16 protein-coding genes and 1 tRNA gene are annotated in these 15,423 nt (G+C 65.9%); 8 read left to right on the top strand and 9 right to left on the bottom strand.

All coding sequences use genetic code 11. The annotated features are described in order from the left end of the window. Positions 1 to 508 precede the first annotated feature (508 nt). The 5 genes from F804_RS0112710 to leuB all read right to left on the bottom strand — a co-directional run bounded on the left by F804_RS0112710 (position 509) and on the right by leuB (position 5,410). Entirely contained in the window at positions 509 to 1,426 is a 918-nt protein-coding gene (locus F804_RS0112710; protein ID WP_022708124.1) for a NotI family restriction endonuclease, read from the bottom strand. Between the two features lie 3 nt (positions 1,427 to 1,429). Continuing rightward, on the bottom strand, positions 1,430 to 2,641 hold the full coding sequence (locus F804_RS17230) for a DNA cytosine methyltransferase (protein ID WP_169447697.1): 1,212 nt from the start codon (positions 2,639 to 2,641) through the stop codon (positions 1,430 to 1,432). A 558-nt stretch (positions 2,642 to 3,199) separates the two neighbouring features. Then, a tRNA-Pro gene (locus tag F804_RS0112700) sits at positions 3,200 to 3,276 on the bottom strand. Between the two features lie 48 nt (positions 3,277 to 3,324). Beyond that, on the bottom strand, positions 3,325 to 4,251 hold the full coding sequence (locus tag F804_RS0112695) for a DMT family transporter (RefSeq protein WP_022708122.1): 927 nt from the start codon (positions 4,249 to 4,251) through the stop codon (positions 3,325 to 3,327). Between the two features lie 34 nt (positions 4,252 to 4,285). Continuing rightward, positions 4,286 to 5,410, bottom strand: coding sequence for a 3-isopropylmalate dehydrogenase (gene leuB / locus F804_RS0112690; protein WP_022708121.1), 1,125 nt, complete (start codon positions 5,408 to 5,410; stop codon positions 4,286 to 4,288). 140 nt (positions 5,411 to 5,550) lie between these two features. On the opposite strand from leuB, the gene F804_RS16480 reads away from it, so the two are divergent. From F804_RS16480 to F804_RS0112670, 4 genes are all read left to right on the top strand, one after another. Then, positions 5,551 to 6,036 carry a hypothetical protein gene (locus F804_RS16480; protein WP_022708120.1) on the top strand — a complete coding sequence of 162 codons (486 nt, stop codon included), beginning with the start codon at positions 5,551 to 5,553 and terminating at the stop codon, positions 6,034 to 6,036. A 70-nt stretch (positions 6,037 to 6,106) separates the two neighbouring features. Further along, positions 6,107 to 7,138 carry a glycosyltransferase family 4 protein gene (locus tag F804_RS0112680; protein WP_022708119.1) on the top strand — a complete coding sequence of 344 codons (1,032 nt, stop codon included), beginning with the start codon at positions 6,107 to 6,109 and terminating at the stop codon, positions 7,136 to 7,138. Further along, positions 7,135 to 7,749 carry a glycosyltransferase family 29 protein gene (locus F804_RS0112675; protein ID WP_022708118.1) on the top strand — a complete coding sequence of 205 codons (615 nt, stop codon included), beginning with the start codon at positions 7,135 to 7,137 and terminating at the stop codon, positions 7,747 to 7,749. Before F804_RS0112680 ends, F804_RS0112675 begins: the two co-directional genes overlap by 4 nt. A gap of 111 nt (positions 7,750 to 7,860) precedes the next feature. Next, positions 7,861 to 8,883: an aspartate-semialdehyde dehydrogenase gene (locus F804_RS0112670; RefSeq protein ID WP_022708117.1), complete on the top strand. Its 1,023-nt coding sequence runs from the start codon at positions 7,861 to 7,863 to the stop codon at positions 8,881 to 8,883. Between the two features lie 81 nt (positions 8,884 to 8,964). Here F804_RS0112670 and F804_RS0112665 read toward each other — a convergent pair whose 3' ends face one another. After that, complete coding sequence (locus tag F804_RS0112665; RefSeq protein WP_022708116.1) at positions 8,965 to 9,612, bottom strand: carbonic anhydrase; 648 nt, start codon at positions 9,610 to 9,612, stop codon at positions 8,965 to 8,967. Between the two features lie 138 nt (positions 9,613 to 9,750). Between F804_RS0112665 and F804_RS0112660 the strand changes: the two genes are divergently transcribed. The 3 genes from F804_RS0112660 to F804_RS0112650 are packed head-to-tail and all read left to right on the top strand — an operon-like array spanning position 9,751 to position 12,382. After that, positions 9,751 to 10,128: a hypothetical protein gene (locus F804_RS0112660; RefSeq protein WP_022708115.1), complete on the top strand. Its 378-nt coding sequence runs from the start codon at positions 9,751 to 9,753 to the stop codon at positions 10,126 to 10,128. A 57-nt stretch (positions 10,129 to 10,185) separates the two neighbouring features. After that, complete coding sequence (locus tag F804_RS0112655; protein WP_022708114.1) at positions 10,186 to 11,553, top strand: leucyl aminopeptidase family protein; 1,368 nt, start codon at positions 10,186 to 10,188, stop codon at positions 11,551 to 11,553. 4 nt (positions 11,554 to 11,557) lie between these two features. Beyond that, on the top strand, positions 11,558 to 12,382 hold the full coding sequence (locus F804_RS0112650) for a C40 family peptidase (protein ID WP_022708113.1): 825 nt from the start codon (positions 11,558 to 11,560) through the stop codon (positions 12,380 to 12,382). On the opposite strand, the gene truB is transcribed toward F804_RS0112650, so the two are convergent. From truB to rbfA, 3 genes are all read right to left on the bottom strand, one after another. After that, positions 12,372 to 13,265 carry a tRNA pseudouridine(55) synthase TruB gene (gene truB, locus F804_RS0112645; RefSeq protein WP_022708112.1) on the bottom strand — a complete coding sequence of 298 codons (894 nt, stop codon included), beginning with the start codon at positions 13,263 to 13,265 and terminating at the stop codon, positions 12,372 to 12,374. The two genes, F804_RS0112650 and truB, sit on opposite strands and share 11 nt — an antisense overlap. Positions 13,266 to 13,333: 68 nt before the next feature. Continuing rightward, positions 13,334 to 14,092, bottom strand: coding sequence for a phosphodiester glycosidase family protein (locus tag F804_RS0112640; protein WP_022708111.1), 759 nt, complete (start codon positions 14,090 to 14,092; stop codon positions 13,334 to 13,336). Next, on the bottom strand, positions 14,082 to 14,498 hold the full coding sequence (rbfA, locus tag F804_RS0112635; RefSeq protein WP_022708110.1) for a 30S ribosome-binding factor RbfA: 417 nt from the start codon (positions 14,496 to 14,498) through the stop codon (positions 14,082 to 14,084). Before rbfA ends, F804_RS0112640 begins: the two co-directional genes overlap by 11 nt. A gap of 96 nt (positions 14,499 to 14,594) precedes the next feature. Here rbfA and dapB point away from each other — a divergent pair, with 96 nt between their 5' ends. After that, a complete protein-coding gene (gene dapB / locus F804_RS0112630; RefSeq protein WP_028725952.1) occupies positions 14,595 to 15,419 on the top strand; it encodes a 4-hydroxy-tetrahydrodipicolinate reductase in 825 nt (274 codons plus the stop codon). Positions 15,420 to 15,423: the final 4 nt, after the last annotated feature.

Here is a 15,423-nt window from a genome sequence, read left to right as displayed (position 1 = left end):
AAGAACGGCTTCAGCCGCTCCATCTGTTCGTCCGTCAGCCAGAAAAGATTACTCATGATGCCCCCACCTGTTTGGGAGCGTGAATCACGCCGACAGGACGGCATCAAGAAAATTAATGGGTCCTGACCCTAGATCAGAGTGGTCAACAAAACACAGCGAGATCACACACACCCGCCTAAGAAGATTACTGCCCCATACTGCTTTGTGGATGGAGATGTTGTTTACGCCGATTCTATTCCGTGACAACTCCGGCAAGTGGGCAGTGCTAGGAGACGTTCCGGCCATAACGCTTGTGGATAGGCTTCGCTTGATTGGATCTTTGATAAGATCAGAGCCCGCCAACCATCCTGAATTGCCCGATTTAGTCCAAACGCTGCTGGATTTTCGTTTGGATGTGGTGTGACCCGCGCTACTCGCTCGGCAGAGCCGACCTCTGATCGCGACAAAGATCACAGTCGCAGCGGAATATCCATTCGGCTGGCCGACTGGCTTACAATGTAAACGGGCGCTACTCCTCGGTTGTGGTGCCGAGTGCTCGCAGGATCGCATCCCGGTAGACGTTTTCTACAGGCAGCGTCACATTGTTAAAGGCTTCCTGCACCTTGTAGACCGTCGTCGAATGATTGAGCGTGTTTTTCAACGGAATCAAACTTCCGGGGGCAGGCTTATCCGGCATGTCATAGTCGTACACGGCGAAGGTGATCGACGCGGGCTGGAGCGCATATCGGATCAGGCCTTCCTGACCACCCAGCCGTTCCATGATCCGTTCGAAAACAGGCGCAGGACATACAAAGAACAGGCCACTGCGGCACAGTTCCTCACGTTGCAGAATCTGCCCTTTATAAATCAACTGCGGCAGGATGCGTTTGGCGACATTTTCCCAGTTCAGCCCGGCCGTTGTTTTCTCAGTCGAGCGATCTGCCTTGAGTGCATCATAGCCTGGTCGATATGTGCCGGTTGTATCAATCGTCTGCACCTCAACCGCCACAAACTCGATCAATTCGCCTTGGTTGCTGAGTTTTGCCAGCACCCAATCGACAAAGTAGCCGCCCTTCTTCGACTTTTGCGGCAGGCGGAGTTCGCCTCCCCAGCCCTTGCCGAAAACGGCCACACATTCTTCCTGATGATCAATGGAGTGCTTTACGGCATCGCGCCCCGCAACCAACTTTAGGTTGGAACCAAATACGCGGTCGGCAATATCGGACAAAATTCGGTAATCGTCGGCATATAAGCGGATCGGACAGCAGATCACGGGCTCGCTCGTGATGGGTTTGATCGCGCAAACACCCGACACCACCCCATCGTTAAAGCTTTTCTGACAGGTGTCCCCGCTAATTGGGCAGGTTTCCTTATCCGCAGCACGCTTCGCAACGTCGGACGCATCATCGGCACGATACCCAAAGAACTCGAAAATTGTTGCGGCCATTTGTTAGGAAACTTTCCGCGCGCGTCCACGCAATTCCTCAAGGACACCACGGATCGACTGCCCAATAGCAGCGGCCAATAGCGACGGAACAGCATTTCCAACCTGCTCGTACTGTTCGACGCGCGAACCAAGGAAGCGGTAGGTATCTGGGAAGGTCTGAATCCGCGCCGCCTCTCTGACAGTGAAGCAACGATCTTGCTCATAGTGGAAATAGGCGCCCCAATGAGGATCACATTTCGTCAGAATGGTCGATGCAAGGCCGTCTGGCGCAACCCGACCGTATCGCTTGGTATGATCAGAACGGCGCGCCCGTTTCATGCCTTTCGGTAGCAGATCCTCGGGAATGTCTGTCCAGTTCCCCCCAGGCGGGATGAACGACATGCGCTTGATGTTAATTTCCCCAAGGCGCGGAGCCTCGTGGTTCAGGACACCATTACTCCCGTGCCTCATGGCAGCCTGAAAATCATTCTGCGCCTTAGTCTTGTAGTCTTTGCGTTTCACCCCGGTTTCCCCGTTCAAGAGAACGGGAAGATCGTCAATCGCATCATGAACACTTACGAAAGAGGGTAGTTCCAGGTTGGTTGGAAGAGCCACGATGTTCTTGCCCTCGAAGTTCGAGGTGAAATTCACCCGGAGAGGCGCATTGCGAACGGGTTCGGGGAACGCGTCAAGAGGATCGGCCTCATCCCCACGAATGCCGATGATCACAGTCCGCCACCGGGTTTGGGGTACGCCGAAATGCGGCGCGTAGAGGATTTTCACATCTGCTCTGTATCCATGCTGACCCAATGCTTGCAAGATAGCCTGCAACGTGCCACCACCTTCGAAAGACACAAGACCGGGGACATTCTCGATCAGGACCGCCTTTGGCTCGAACTCATCGACAAAGCGCAAGAATTCAAGAAAGAGACTGTTTCGTTCATCAGCTGCGGACCGTTTGGGCGCATTGATCGAGAACCCCTGACAGGGCGGGCCACCAGCGACGAGATCAAGCTCACCCTTTTGCAGTCCCAACCGACGACGCACATTGCCAGCATCAACCAAGCGAATATCTCTCGACTCAACGATGGCCTCAGGGTGGTTCAGAGCATAAGTTTCAGCGTGACGCGCTACGATTTCGTTTGCGTACAAAGACTTAAATCCAGAAACGCGCAGTCCTTCAGACAGCCCGCCGGCACCTGAAAACAAATCGATTGATGTAAACTCGACCGCCAAGACGCTTCTCCCCTTTTTCCGAAGGCTCTATCATGCGTACCGATAGCAGGAAAGCTTCGACACTGTCTTCCCTGTTTGTTCTCCTGCTTCACGGCTTTCCAACCGATCTGCGAGGGCTGGAAGCTGCTGCGCTTTCAGCCTGCGCCTCGGCAATTTCTGAGCGTTCTCGCAGAACTCTCCAGATTTTGCATGTGCAGCGAATGACCGCATAGCGGGTCCAGCTGTGGAATCCGAAAGCAATGTCAATCGGCAGCTTCGGGCCGAAAACTGTCCGGCGATTCTAGGGGTTGCTTGCTGCCGCGTCGACCAGCCCCTTCCTGGTAAGCTGCGATGAACTCCGCTCGATCTGCTTTCGCATTCGAGAGCCTCTGATAGCTTCTTTCCATGCCCTTGGCTCGCAGATTGAAGCGGGGAGGATAGTAGGCCGCTGTCTCAGGTAATTGCTGTAGTGCGGGGTACCGCCTGCAATGCTTCCAAACTACGTCAGCTTTCCTGCCGCAAAGGAAGAAGTGTGGCCACTTGAGGAAGACTTCAGTGGCAATCAACAAAACGGGAAAATGGTCGGAGCGAGAGGATTCGAACCTCCGACCCCCTGCTCCCGAAGCAGGTGCGCTACCAGGCTGCGCTACGCTCCGACCGTGAGGGGGTCGGTAACCCCATGCGCGGGCGAATGCAAGCCCTTCTTAGCGGCGCGGCGACAACAATCTTTGCAGGATCGCGGATTTCGGGGCGGTCACCGTTTCGTGGCGCAGGCGGGCGACCGTGGCGGGGCGGTTGGCCGATGCCCCGCTGCCCTCGCGGATGACGATGTAGATGCCCGACGCGATGATGACGCCCGCGCCCAGCAGCGTCGGCAGGTCCAGGGCCTCGTCGAACAGGAACCAGCCATAGGCGGTGGCCCAGAGGATCTGCGAATACTGCATCGGCGCGACGATGGCGGCCTCTCCGGCGCGATAGGCCTGGATGACCAGGAACCCGCCCGCAAGACCAAGGCAGGCGATGACGCCCGCAAGGCCCAGATGCGCCAGCTGCATCGGCTGATATGCGAACCCGAGCGAGGCCCCCGTCGCGATGAAGTTTCCCAGCATCGGCCACATCATCAGGACCAGCGGACGCTCGGACTTGCCCAGCCGGCGGATCGTGACCGCGCCGACCGATGCCGCCAGGGCGCTGACAAGCGCCGCGGCGTGGCCCATACCCAGCTCTTGCCCCGCGCCGGGGCGCAGCACGATCAGCACGCCCGACAGGCCGACGACGACGGCGGCCCAACGGTGGATGCCCACGCGCTCTCCCAGCATGGGGATCGACAGGATGGTGATCAGCAGGGGGGTCGTGAACAGGATCGCATAGACCTGCGCCAGGGGCAGGGTCGAGAACGCGAAGAACCCGCCCATGCCCGCGATCACCGCGCAGCCCGTCCGAAGCAGGACCCAGAACAGGCTGTTGGGCCGCAGCGTGCCCGAATTCGGGTCCCGCATCAGGATCATCGAGATCAGCGGGAAGGACAGCAGCGACGAGAAGAACAGGATCTGAAGCGGCGGGTATGTCTGGCCAAGCGTCTTGATGACGACGTCATGCGTCGCGAAGATCCCCATCGCAGTCAGCTGCAACAGGGCCCCCCTTGACGTTGGCCGACATGACCAATCAGACGCCCTCGGACAGGGCCGCGACGATCAGGTCGCCCATCTGCGAGGTGCTGACGGGGGTGCCGCCCTCGGCGCCCATCAGGTCCGCGGTGCGCGCGCCGTCGGCCAGCACCTTCTCGACCGCGCGCTCCAGCGCGGTCGCGGCCTCGACCTCGGCGAAGCTGTAGCGCAGCGCCATCGCGAAGCTGAGGATGCAGGCGATGGGGTTGGCCTTGCCCTGCCCCGCGATGTCGGGCGCGCTGCCGTGCACGGGCTCGTACATCGCCTTGGGACGCCCGTTCGCCATCGGCGCGCCCAGGCTGGCCGAGGGAAGCATCCCCAGGCTGCCCGTCAGCATCGCGGCCGCATCCGACAGGATGTCGCCGAACAGGTTGTCGGTGACGATCACGTCGAACTGCTTGGGATTGCGCACCAGCTGCATCGCGCCGTTGTCGGCATACATGTGCGACAGCTCGACATCGGGATATTCGTTGTCATGGACCCACTGGACCTCTTCGCGCCACAGGATCCCGGCCTCCATCACGTTGGCCTTCTCCATCGAGCAGACGCGGTTGCCGCGCTTGCGGGCCAGCTCGAACGCCGAACGCGCCACGCGGCGGATCTCGCCGCTGGTATAGCGTTGGGTGTTGATGCCGACGCGGCCACCCTCGTTGTCGGAATTGTCGTCGGCATGGATGCCGCGCGGCTCGCCGAAATAGACGCCCGAAGTCAGCTCTCGCACGATCAGGATGTCGAGGCCCGCGACCACGTCGCGCTTGAGGCTGCTGAAATCGGCCAGCGCGTCGAAGCACTGGGCCGGACGCAGGTTGGCGAACAGGTCCATTTCCTTGCGCAGGCGCAAGAGGCCGCGCTCGGGCTTCACGCTGAAATCCAGAACGTCGTATTTCGGACCGCCCACGGCGCCCAGCAGGACCGCATCGACCGATTGCGCCAGCTCCATCGTCGCATCCGACAGCGGCACGCCATGCACGTCATAGGCGGAACCGCCCACAAGGTCGTGCTGCACCTCAAGCGGAAGGCCGCGATTCGCCTTGAACCAGTCCACGACCTTGACCACCTCGGCCATGACCTCGGGACCGATCCCGTCGCCGGGCAGGATGAGAAGCGAATAGCTGTCGGACATTTGGGCCTCCTTCTGACGACTGAAACGGTTAAGGGCCGCATGGGCGGGGGTCAAGATCACGCGCCCCCTCACGCAAGCTTGCCTTGCGCGCGCGCACCCGGTGGCGGAAGGTGCGGGCGTCTTTGCCTAAGGGGACCGCGATGAAAAGCTGGGACATCTTCATGGCCGCCGCGCTGGTGGCGGGAATATCGCTCTGGGCGCATGACGTGACCGCCCAGCCCGCACCCGACGGGGTGCCAGGCGACCGCCTTGTCGTGCCGCTGCCGGACGTGTCGTCGCTGACCGACGACCAGGCGCGCAGCCTGACGCGCGACCTGGCCGAGCTGAACGTGCTGACCGAGAACTGCACCGGCCACGACATCAGCGACCCCGAATGGCAGCTGATGAACGGCACCACCGACAAGCTGATCGAGCGGCTGGGCATCGACGCGCTGGATTACGACCGCGAATATTTCCGCCCGGCCTTCAGCGTGCTGGAGGACCAGTCCAATTGCGACCGCGTCGATACCGAGGCCCCCGAGATGATCGCCTATCTGACCGAGCTGGGCGGCGGCACGACCCCCGTCACCCCCGGCCTGCCCCAGCCCGAAGCCGAAGCGGCCAAGCCCGACACCACCCAGCCCTGAGCGCCCCTGTTCGCGGCGGGCGGGCTGGTCTAGGATCGGCCCGACCCATGCGAATACTGGACGAGGCCCGATGCCCGAAGCGCCGCTTATCGTTGCACCCAACCTCAAGCGCCGCCTGTCGGGCGTGACGGCGACCGTGGTCCGCCTGATCCCGGTGCAGGCGCGGATGATCGCCATCGCGGCCACGGGGCCGGGCCTGCCCGAAGTCATTCCCCACATCCCCCTGTCGCGCGCGGCCACCCTGCCCCGCGACCGCTGGCGGGTCTGGCACGCAAGGCGCAACACGGAAATGGCCCTGGGGCTGTTTTTGCGCCACGTCCTGCGGCGGCGGTACCGGCTGCTCTTCACCTCGGCCTCGCAGCGGAAGCACAGCGGATATACGCGCTGGCTGATCGGACGGATGGACCGGATCGTCGCCACCTCGGCCAAGGGGGCGGGATACCTGGAACGCCCCGCCGACGTGATCCATCACGGCATCGACACCGCGGGCTTCGCCCCGCCCGAGGACCGCGCGGCCCTGCGCGCAAGGCTGGGCCTGCCCGAAGGCCAGGTGCTTGTCGGCTGCTATGGCCGCATCCGCGAACAGAAGGGCACCGGCGATTTCGTCCGCGCGATGATCCGCCTGCTGCCCGAGCGCCCCGGCGTCACCGCGCTGGTCATGGGCCGTGCCACCGAAAAGCACCGCGCCTTCCTGTCCGACCTGCAGGCGCAGGTCGCGGGGGCCGGGCTGTCCGACCGCATCCGCTTCCTGCCCGAGGTGAGCGTCGACCGCATGGCCGACTGGTACGGCGCGCTGGATCTCTATGTCGCCCCGCAGCGGTGGGAGGGGTTCGGCCTGACCGTCCTCGAGGCGCTGTCCTGCGGCGTCCCGGTCGTGGCCACCCGCGTCGGCGCGTTCGAGGAACTGCTGACCCCCGCCACGGGCACGCTGATCGCCCCCGACGATGCGCCCGCGCTGGACGCGGCGGCCGCGCATTGGCTGGACGACGACGCGGCGCGGGCCTCGGCCGCGCTTGCGGCGCGCGAGCACGCGGTGACGAACCACGACATCGCGGTCGAGGCCGCGGCCCTTGTCGAGATCTATCGCGAGATGCTGGCATGACGCGTGCGGGCTTCCTGATCGCGCGGACCCTGCGGCACGAGGATGCGCTGATGCGCCTGTCGGTCCCGCAGGACGACCTGCTGGACGATCTTGCGGGGCGCGACGTGGCGCTGGTCGGCAATGCCCGCGCGCTGGCCGACAAGGATCAGGGCGCGAAGATCGACGCCGCCGACACCGTGATCCGCATCAATCGCGCGCCCATGCCCGCTGCCGCCAGCCACGGCACGCGGACCGACTGGCTGGCGCTGGCCACGCGGCTGGGCGATGCCGACCGCGCCCGCATCGCGCCGGACCGCATCCTGTGGATGTCCCCCAAACGCAAGCGGCTGGACTGGGCCAGCGCATCCTCGGACGGGTTCTACCTGCATCCGCTGGCGGCGCATCGCGCGTTGCGGGACCGCTTCGGTGCGCCGCCCACCACGGGCGCCATGATGATCGACCTGCTGATGCGGTCGCGGCTGCGGTCGTTGACGCTGCACGGGTTCGACTTCTTCGCCAGCCTCAGCCTGTCGGGACGCCGGACCGCCGGCCAGGTGCCCCACGACTTCGCCGCCGAACGCGCGATGGTCGAGACGCTGCGGGACCGCGACGGGCGACTGCGCATCGCCTGATCGCGGCTGCGCAAGTAATGGGCATTCCGGCACCCGTTTCGGGCAAGACCCTTTCAAACGCGCCATGATTGCGTTAAACGCCACCGACCGCAGGAGAAGGAGTCCCCGCGAATGGGCTATAGAGTCGTCGTCGCCGGTGCCACGGGTAATGTGGGCCGCGAAATGCTGAACATCCTGGACGAGCGCCAGTTCCCCGTCGATGAGATCGCCGTCCTGGCCTCGCGTCGCTCGCAGGGCACCGAGGTCAGCTTTGGCGACAAGACCCTGAAGATTCAGGATATCGACCAGTTCGACTTCACCGGATGGGACATGGCGCTGTTCGCCATCGGCTCGGACGCGACCAAGAAATACGCGCCCGTCGCCGCCAAGGCCGGCTGCGTGGTCATCGATAACAGCTCGCTCTATCGCTATGACCCCGATATCCCGCTGATCGTGCCGGAAGTGAACCCGGACGCCATCACCGGCTATTCCAAGAAGAACATCATCGCGAACCCCAACTGCTCGACCGCGCAGATGGTCGTCGCGCTGAAGCCGCTGCACGACCGCGCCCGCATCAAGCGCGTCGTCGTCTCGACCTACCAGTCGGTGTCGGGTTCGGGCAAGGAAGGCATGGACGAGCTGTGGAACCAGACCAAGGGCATGTACGTGCCGGGTCAGGAAGTCGAACCCAGCAAGTTCCAGAAGCAGATCGCCTTCAACGTGATTCCGCAGATCGACGTCTTCATGGAAGACGGCTCGACCAAGGAAGAATGGAAGATGGTCGCGGAAACGAAGAAGATCGTCGATGCCTCGATCAAGGTCACGGCGACCTGCGTGCGCGTTCCGGTCTTCGTCGGCCATTCCGAAGCCATCAACATCGAGTTCGAGGACTTCCTGGACGAGGACGAGGCCCGCGACATCCTGCGCGAGGCACCGGGCATCATGGTCGTCGACAAGCGCGAGCCCGGCGGCTACACGACCCCGGTCGAATGCGTGGGCGATTTCGCCACCTTCATCAGCCGCATCCGCCAGGATTCGACCATCGAGAACGGCCTGAACCTGTGGTGCGTCAGCGACAACCTGCGCAAGGGCGCGGCGCTGAACGCGGTGCAGATCGCGGAACTGTTGGGCAACCGTATCCTGAAGAAGGGCTGATCCCGAAGGGACATCCCGGACAGAAGAAAGGGCGGCGAGGAAACTCGCCGCCCTTTTCGCATTCGATGCGCGTGCCTTGGATCAGACCGCCGACCAGCGCGTGCCGTCGCCCTCGGCCTGGACCAGCGTGCCGTCGGCGATGTCGTGGATCAGCCCGTGCAGCGACAGGGTGCCCTTCTCGACGGCCTCCTTGACGAAGGGGAAGGTCAGCAGGTTCTGGATCGAGGTCAGCACGGCCTCGCGCTCCAGCGCGGGCACCTGCTCGGCCTCGGGCAGGTCCTTCACGCGGTCGTAGCCGGGGCGCAGGATGTCCATCCAGCGACCGACGAAGCTGGTCGTCTCCTCCATCTCGGGGGCGTGGCCGGAACACATCGCGTGGCAGCCCGCGACGCCGCCGCAGCGGGTATGGCCCATCACGATCAGATGCGTGACCTTCAGCGCCGTCACCGCGTATTCCACCGCCGCCGAGGTGCCGTGCTGCAGCCCGTCGGGCGCGTGCGGCGGCACCAGGTTCGCGATGTTGCGATGGATGAAGAACTCGCCGGAATCCGCGCCGAAGATGCTGGTGACGTGCACGCGGCTGTCGCAGCAGGAAATCACCATGGCGCGGGGGCGCTGCCCCTCTTCGGCAAGGCGGCGATACCATGCGTGGTTTTCGGAATGGGTGGTCGCCTTCCACCCCTCGTAGCGCTTGACCAGGTATTGCGGCAGCGGAGACAGGCTGTTCATCGTGAGACCTCGCTTTCTGGGCCGCGTGATACGCCGCCGATCCGGAAAATTCGAGTGTTTTTCCTCAGCGCGGTCAAGCCTTTCTTCACCCCGAACGGGCAAGCCTGCCCCCTGACGTGAAGGCCGCCGGAGGTAGGAATGGCACAGATTTCGGCGCTTGCGCTGTCCGAACCCGTCCGCGTGGACGGGCGCAGGGTCGCGGATATCGTGGCCCAGCTGGGCGAGGGGGCGGCGCACCGGGTCATCGGGCTGGCGCTGGAACAGCTTGCCGCGACGCTGACCGATGCGGATGCCGCGCTGCGGGCGGGGCGGATCGCCGATGCCGTCGCGCTGTCCGAGACGATCTCGCGGCTGGCATGGCAGATCGGGCTGCTGTCCTTTGCGGGCGTGGCGATGGATCTGGGCGCCGCGGCCGAACGCGGCGACGCCCCGGCGCTGGCCGCGATCCATGCGCGGCTGATGCGGGTGGGCAACCGGTCGCTGACGGCCATCTGGGACCGCAGCGCGATGGCGTGACGGGTTGCGGGCGCCTTCGCAGGCTGTAGGCTGCGGGCGAACTGCAAGGATACCGCCATGACGCCCGAATTCGCCCCGTCCGATGCACCGACCCTTCCCCTTTGGCTGATCTGGTCCGGCGACGACCTGCCCCCCGAGGCCGGCGACTGGCCCGCGGCCACCGGCTTTGCCGCGCGGGCAGGCCAGATCTGCCTGCTGCCCGATGCGGACGGGGGGCTGCGCGGCGCGCTGATGGGCCTGGGCGATCCGGCCCGCGCGGACCGCGAGCGTTTCCAGATCGCCCGCGCCCATGCGCTGCCCAAGGGCGACTGGCACCTGGCGAATGCGCCCGCAGGCCTGGATGCCGATGCGCTGGCCCTTGGCTGGCTGCTGGGGCAATACGGCTTCACCCGCTATGCCGGAACGCCCAAGGACGGCCCCCGCCTGCGCTGCCCCGAAGGTGCCGATGCGGAACGCGCCATCGCGATCGCCACGGGCGAATTCCTGACCCGCGACCTGATCAATACCCCCGCCTGCGACATGGGCCCCGCGCAGCTGGAACAGGCCGCCCGCGATCTTGCGACCCGCATCGGCGCGCGGATCGAGGTGACGACCGGGCAGGCGCTTCTGGACGGCAACCTGCCCCTGATCCACGCCGTGGGCCGCGCGGCCGAAGCTGCCCCCCGGCTCATCGACATCCGCATCGGCGATGACGGCCCGATGCTGACCGTGGTCGGCAAGGGCGTCTGCTTCGACACGGGCGGCCTGAACCTCAAGCCGGGGGCCTCGATGGGGCTGATGAAGAAGGACATGGGCGGGGCCGCGACCGCATTGGGGCTGCTGTCGATGCTGGCGGATACCGGCGCGCTGCGCGGCATCCGCCTGCGCGTGCTGATCCCGGCGGTGGAAAACAACGTCGCGGGCAATTCCTTCCGTCCCGGCGACATCCTGACCAGCCGCAAGGGCCTGACGGTCGAGGTGAACAACACCGATGCCGAAGGCCGCCTGGTGCTGGCCGACGCGATGGCGCTTGCCGCCGAGGAGGGCCCGGACCTGATGATCTCGCTTGCGACGCTGACGGGGGCGGCGCGGGTCGCGCTCGGGCCGGATGTGCCGCCCTTCTATTGCGACGACGACGCGACCGCGCAGGCGATCCAGTCCGCGGGCATCGAGGCGGGCGATCCGGTCTGGCGGATGCCGTTCTGGGCCCCCTACGATTCGATGATCGAGCCGGGCATCGCGGATCTGGACAACGCGCCCTCGGGCGGCATGGCGGGGTCGATCACCGCCGCGCTGTTCCTGCGCCGCTTCGCGCAAGGGGCCACGCGATACGCGCATTTCGACATCTATGGCTGGCAGCCCTCGGCCATGCCGGGGCGGCCCAAGGGCGGTGTCGGCCAGGCATCGCGCGCCATTCTTGCGGCGCTGCCGCGGATCGTGGGCTGACCCGATGGATCGCCGCCTGACGCCCGCGACCGACCGCATCGCCCTGAACAGCCTGCGCGGCACGCTGGATGCGCCCGCATGGACCGACGGGCGCGCGGCCCGCGTGGCTGCCCCCGTGGCCGACCTGCTGGCCCGCCCGGACGGCCCGCGCGACCGGCAGCTGATCTTCGGCACCGACGTCACCGTGATCGAGGATCGCGACGGAGCCAGCTTCGTGCAATCGGCGGACGGTTACTGCGGCTGGGTCGCGGCCGAGGCGCTGCAGATGGACCTTCCGCAGATCACGCATCGGGTCACGGCGCTGGCGACGCATGTCTATCCCGCCCCCGACATGAAGCAACGCGAACTGGGCGCCCTGCCCCATGGCGCGCGTCTGTCGGTCACCGCCACGCAGGGGCGCTTTGCCGAACTGGCGGGCGGCGGCTTCGTCCCCCTTCAGCACGTGGATGCGATGCTGGACCACGACCCGGTGCAGGTCGCGCTGAAATACTTGGGCGTGCCTTACCTCTGGGGTGGCAACAGCGCCTGGGGGATCGACTGTTCTGGGCTTGCGCAGGCGGGGCTGACGGCCTGCGGCATTCCCTGCCCGGGCGACAGCGATCTTCAGCGGCAGGCATTCCCGGAAACCGACCGGATCCGGCGCGGCGACCTGCTGTTCTGGCCCGGCCACGTGGCGATCGCCATGTCCGAGGAGATGATGATCCACGCGACCGCCTGGCAGATGTCCGTCATCACGGAAAACATCGCCGATGCCATCGCGCGGATCGACGCGGCGGGCGAAGGCCCCTTCCTGGGGGCCCGCCGCCCGGACAAGGGCGTCAGAGGTTGAAGACCCGCTCGGGCTGGACCATGCCGCCCTGGTAACGTCCGATGCAGACGGGGCCGGTCGCGTCCGACACCCAGACCAGGTCGCCCCAGTCGGCACCGCCCGTCACCTCGCCCGGATTGCCGTTGCGGATGCGGATCGCGCCCTCGGTGGTGGCGCGCAGCATCGGCAGGTCGGCAAGGCCGGTCTCCAGCGGCAGCAGCTGCGCTTCCAGCCAGTCCTGCGCCTCGCGGTCGACCTTGGCGAACTCGACGCCGTTCTCGGCCTCGAAGGGGCCGGACCAGGTGCGGCGCAGATGCGCGACATGACCGAGGCAGCCCAGCTCGCGGCCCAGATCGCGGGCGATGGACCGGACATAGCCGCCCTTGCCGCAGACCATTTCCAGCCGCGCGGTATCGGGACCGGCCTCCTTCAGGAACAGGCTCTCGACCCAGAGAGGGCGGGCCGCCAGTTCCATCTCGACCCCCTCGCGGGCCAGGTCGTAGGCACGCTCGCCCTCGACCTTGACCGCGGAATAGGCGGGCGGAACCTGCATGATGTCGCCGGTGAACTTCGGCAGCGCGGCGCGGACACGGTCCTCGGTCGGGCGGGCATCGGACTGGCGCAACACCTCGCCCGAGGCATCGTCGGTCGTGGTCTCGGACCCCCAGTTCACGAGGAAGTCATAGCATTTCAGCGCGTCGGTCACGATGGGGACGGTCTTCGTCGCCTCGCCCAGGGCCACGGCCAGCACGCCCGTCGCATCGGGGTCCAGCGTGCCCGCATGGCCCGCCTTCTTCGCATCCAGCGCCCAACGCACCTTGGCCACGACCGAGGTCGAGGTCACGCCCGCCGGCTTGTCCACGATCAGCCAGCCATTGATGTCGCGGCCCTTCTTGCGTGCCATGCCCGTTCTCCTGCAATGGGGAAGGCCGGGCAATTATCCGCCCCCGGCCACGCGGTCAACAGTGACGATCAGCCGGGCGCGCCGACAAGGCCGATGATCGGCCCCATGCTGCGCCCGAAATCGGCGCGGTTCACGTCCGGCGCGAACAGTCGCGATATCGACCCGTCGAAATACAGCGCGTCGCGCACGCCCAGCCCGTCGCGGAACAGCCGCCCGAATTCGTGGAAGGTCACCGGCCTGCTGGAAATCGCGAAGAAGGCCGTCTGCCCGTCCGGCGACACCCCCACCCCGTTGCGGATATAGCGGCTGTCGCTGTCCACGAGGAAACGCGGATGCAGTTCGCCGTCGATGACCAGCATCGGCCCCGACTGGGTCGCAAGACGGCATCCGGGCCGGTCCGCGGCAAAGCTGCGCGATTCGATCACGCGGAACGGCCTGTCGCCGCCCGTGCAGAAGACCCCGTTCGGCAGCATGCCGAAATTGCCGCCGCCCCCGCCGGTGACGATGCCCGATTCCTCGTGGCCGTCGATGACCAGCAGCCCCACGGGGCGGTAATCGGGGTGGAACATCCCGGCATTCATCGCGAAGGCCAGGGCTTCCCCGTCATCAAGCGTCGCGCGGACATTGGCGAAGTTGCGCAGCGGGCGACCGTCGGGGCCGTCCTGCCACAGCCGCAGCGCGGGTTCCTGCGCGGCCTCGACCCGGCACAGGACATAGCCCTGGCCGTCATGTTCCATCCGTTCGCAGGTCTGGGCCGAGGCGGGGATGGCCAGCGCCATCAGCATGCCCACCGCCACGCCCAGGCGGCGCGACAGCTCAGTCCACATCGTCTTCGTCGCCGGTCTCGACATCGCGGCGGACCCGCTCGTCGTTGAACAGGCGGCGCGTCTCGTCCATGCGGTCGAAGGTCTCGTCCAGCTGGAAGCGCAGCTGGGGGGCGTATTTCAGCGACATCTCCTTGGCCACGAGGTGACGCAGCTCGGCCGAATTGCGGCGCAGCGCCTTCAGCGCGTCCTCGGCGTCGTAGCCGCCCAGGGGCAGCACGAAGGCCGTCGCGACCTTGAGGTCGGGCGAGGTCCGCACCTCGCCCACGGTGATGGAGTGCCGGTTCAGGTCCGGGTCGTGCACATCCGCGCGCAGAAGCACGTCGGACAGGGTGCGGCGGATCAGTTCGCCCACCCGCAGCTGGCGCTGCGACGGGCCTTGACCATGTGAAAAGCGGTTCTGTGCCATGGCATCCGATGTAGGGGGTCGCGGGGCGGGCCGCAACGGGCTATCACACGGGCAAAGGCGCGAAATCCGCATGAAAGGACCCCCCAGATGAGCGACATGCAGAAGACCGACCAGGCGAACCGTCCGGGGATCGTCGTCACGGGGGCCTCGGGGCGGATGGGGCAGATGCTGATCCGGCTGATCCTGGACCATCCCGATGTGCGGCTGGCGGGCGCGCTGGAACGTCCGGGCCATGACTGGGTCGGGCGCGACATCGGCACCTGCATGGGCGGGGCCGAGGCAGGCGTCGCGGTGACCGACGACGCGGTCGCGGCCATCGCGCAGGCGCAGGCGGTCATCGACTTCACCGCGCCCGACGCGACGGTGGCCTTCGCGGAACTGACGGCGCAGGCGCGCGCGGTGCACGTGATCGGCACCACCGGCTTCGAGCATCGCCACCTGGACGCGCTGAAGGCCGCCGCCCGCCATGCGCCCATCGTGCGGGCCGGGAACATGTCGCTTGGGGTGAACCTGCTGGTCGGGCTGACGCGCAAGGTCGCGGCCGCGTTGGGCACGGACTGGGACATCGAGGTGGTCGAGGCCCATCACCGCCACAAGGTCGACGCGCCCTCGGGCACCGCGCTGATGCTGGGCGAGGCCGCGGCCGAGGGGCGCGGCGCCGCCCTTGCCGATCTGCGCACCCCCGCACGCGAAGGGATCACCGGCGCGCGTGAAACGGGCAGCATCGGGTTCTCGGCCATCCGGGGCGGCGACGTGGTGGGCGAACACGACGTGATCTTCGCGACCGAGGGCGAGCGCATCGTCCTGCGCCACCTTGCGACCGACCGCGCGATCTTTGCCCGCGGCGCGATCCGTGCCGCCATCTGGGGGCAGGACAAGGGACCGGGCGAGTACGACATGAACGACGTGCTGGGGCTGTGATCCC

This window comes from Paracoccus zeaxanthinifaciens ATCC 21588 (assembly GCF_000420145.1).
GTDB classification, from domain to species: Bacteria; Pseudomonadota; Alphaproteobacteria; order Rhodobacterales; family Rhodobacteraceae; genus Paracoccus; species Paracoccus zeaxanthinifaciens.
This window is presented reverse-complemented; position numbering and strand designations above follow the sequence as displayed.

What these genes read in the sequence shown, in the direction of transcription:
- F804_RS0112710 (WP_022708124.1), bottom strand. Translation starts at nt 1,426, where the DNA reads ATGGCCGCAACAATTTTCGAGTTCTTTGGGTATCGTGCCGATGATGCG.
- leuB (WP_022708121.1), bottom strand. Translation starts at nt 5,410, where the DNA reads ATGTCCGACAGCTATTCGCTTCTCATCCTGCCCGGCGACGGGATCGGT.
- F804_RS16480 (WP_022708120.1), top strand. Translation starts at nt 5,551, where the DNA reads ATGAAAAGCTGGGACATCTTCATGGCCGCCGCGCTGGTGGCGGGAATA.
- F804_RS0112680 (WP_022708119.1), top strand. Translation starts at nt 6,107, where the DNA reads ATGCCCGAAGCGCCGCTTATCGTTGCACCCAACCTCAAGCGCCGCCTG.
- F804_RS0112675 (WP_022708118.1), top strand. Translation starts at nt 7,135, where the DNA reads ATGACGCGTGCGGGCTTCCTGATCGCGCGGACCCTGCGGCACGAGGAT.
- F804_RS0112670 (WP_022708117.1), top strand. Translation starts at nt 7,861, where the DNA reads ATGGGCTATAGAGTCGTCGTCGCCGGTGCCACGGGTAATGTGGGCCGC.
- F804_RS0112665 (WP_022708116.1), bottom strand. Translation starts at nt 9,612, where the DNA reads ATGAACAGCCTGTCTCCGCTGCCGCAATACCTGGTCAAGCGCTACGAG.
- F804_RS0112660 (WP_022708115.1), top strand. Translation starts at nt 9,751, where the DNA reads ATGGCACAGATTTCGGCGCTTGCGCTGTCCGAACCCGTCCGCGTGGAC.
- F804_RS0112655 (WP_022708114.1), top strand. Translation starts at nt 10,186, where the DNA reads ATGACGCCCGAATTCGCCCCGTCCGATGCACCGACCCTTCCCCTTTGG.
- F804_RS0112650 (WP_022708113.1), top strand. Translation starts at nt 11,558, where the DNA reads ATGGATCGCCGCCTGACGCCCGCGACCGACCGCATCGCCCTGAACAGC.
- truB (WP_022708112.1), bottom strand. Translation starts at nt 13,265, where the DNA reads ATGGCACGCAAGAAGGGCCGCGACATCAATGGCTGGCTGATCGTGGAC.
- F804_RS0112640 (WP_022708111.1), bottom strand. Translation starts at nt 14,092, where the DNA reads ATGTGGACTGAGCTGTCGCGCCGCCTGGGCGTGGCGGTGGGCATGCTG.
- rbfA (WP_022708110.1), bottom strand. Translation starts at nt 14,498, where the DNA reads ATGGCACAGAACCGCTTTTCACATGGTCAAGGCCCGTCGCAGCGCCAG.
- dapB (WP_028725952.1), top strand. Translation starts at nt 14,595, where the DNA reads ATGCAGAAGACCGACCAGGCGAACCGTCCGGGGATCGTCGTCACGGGG.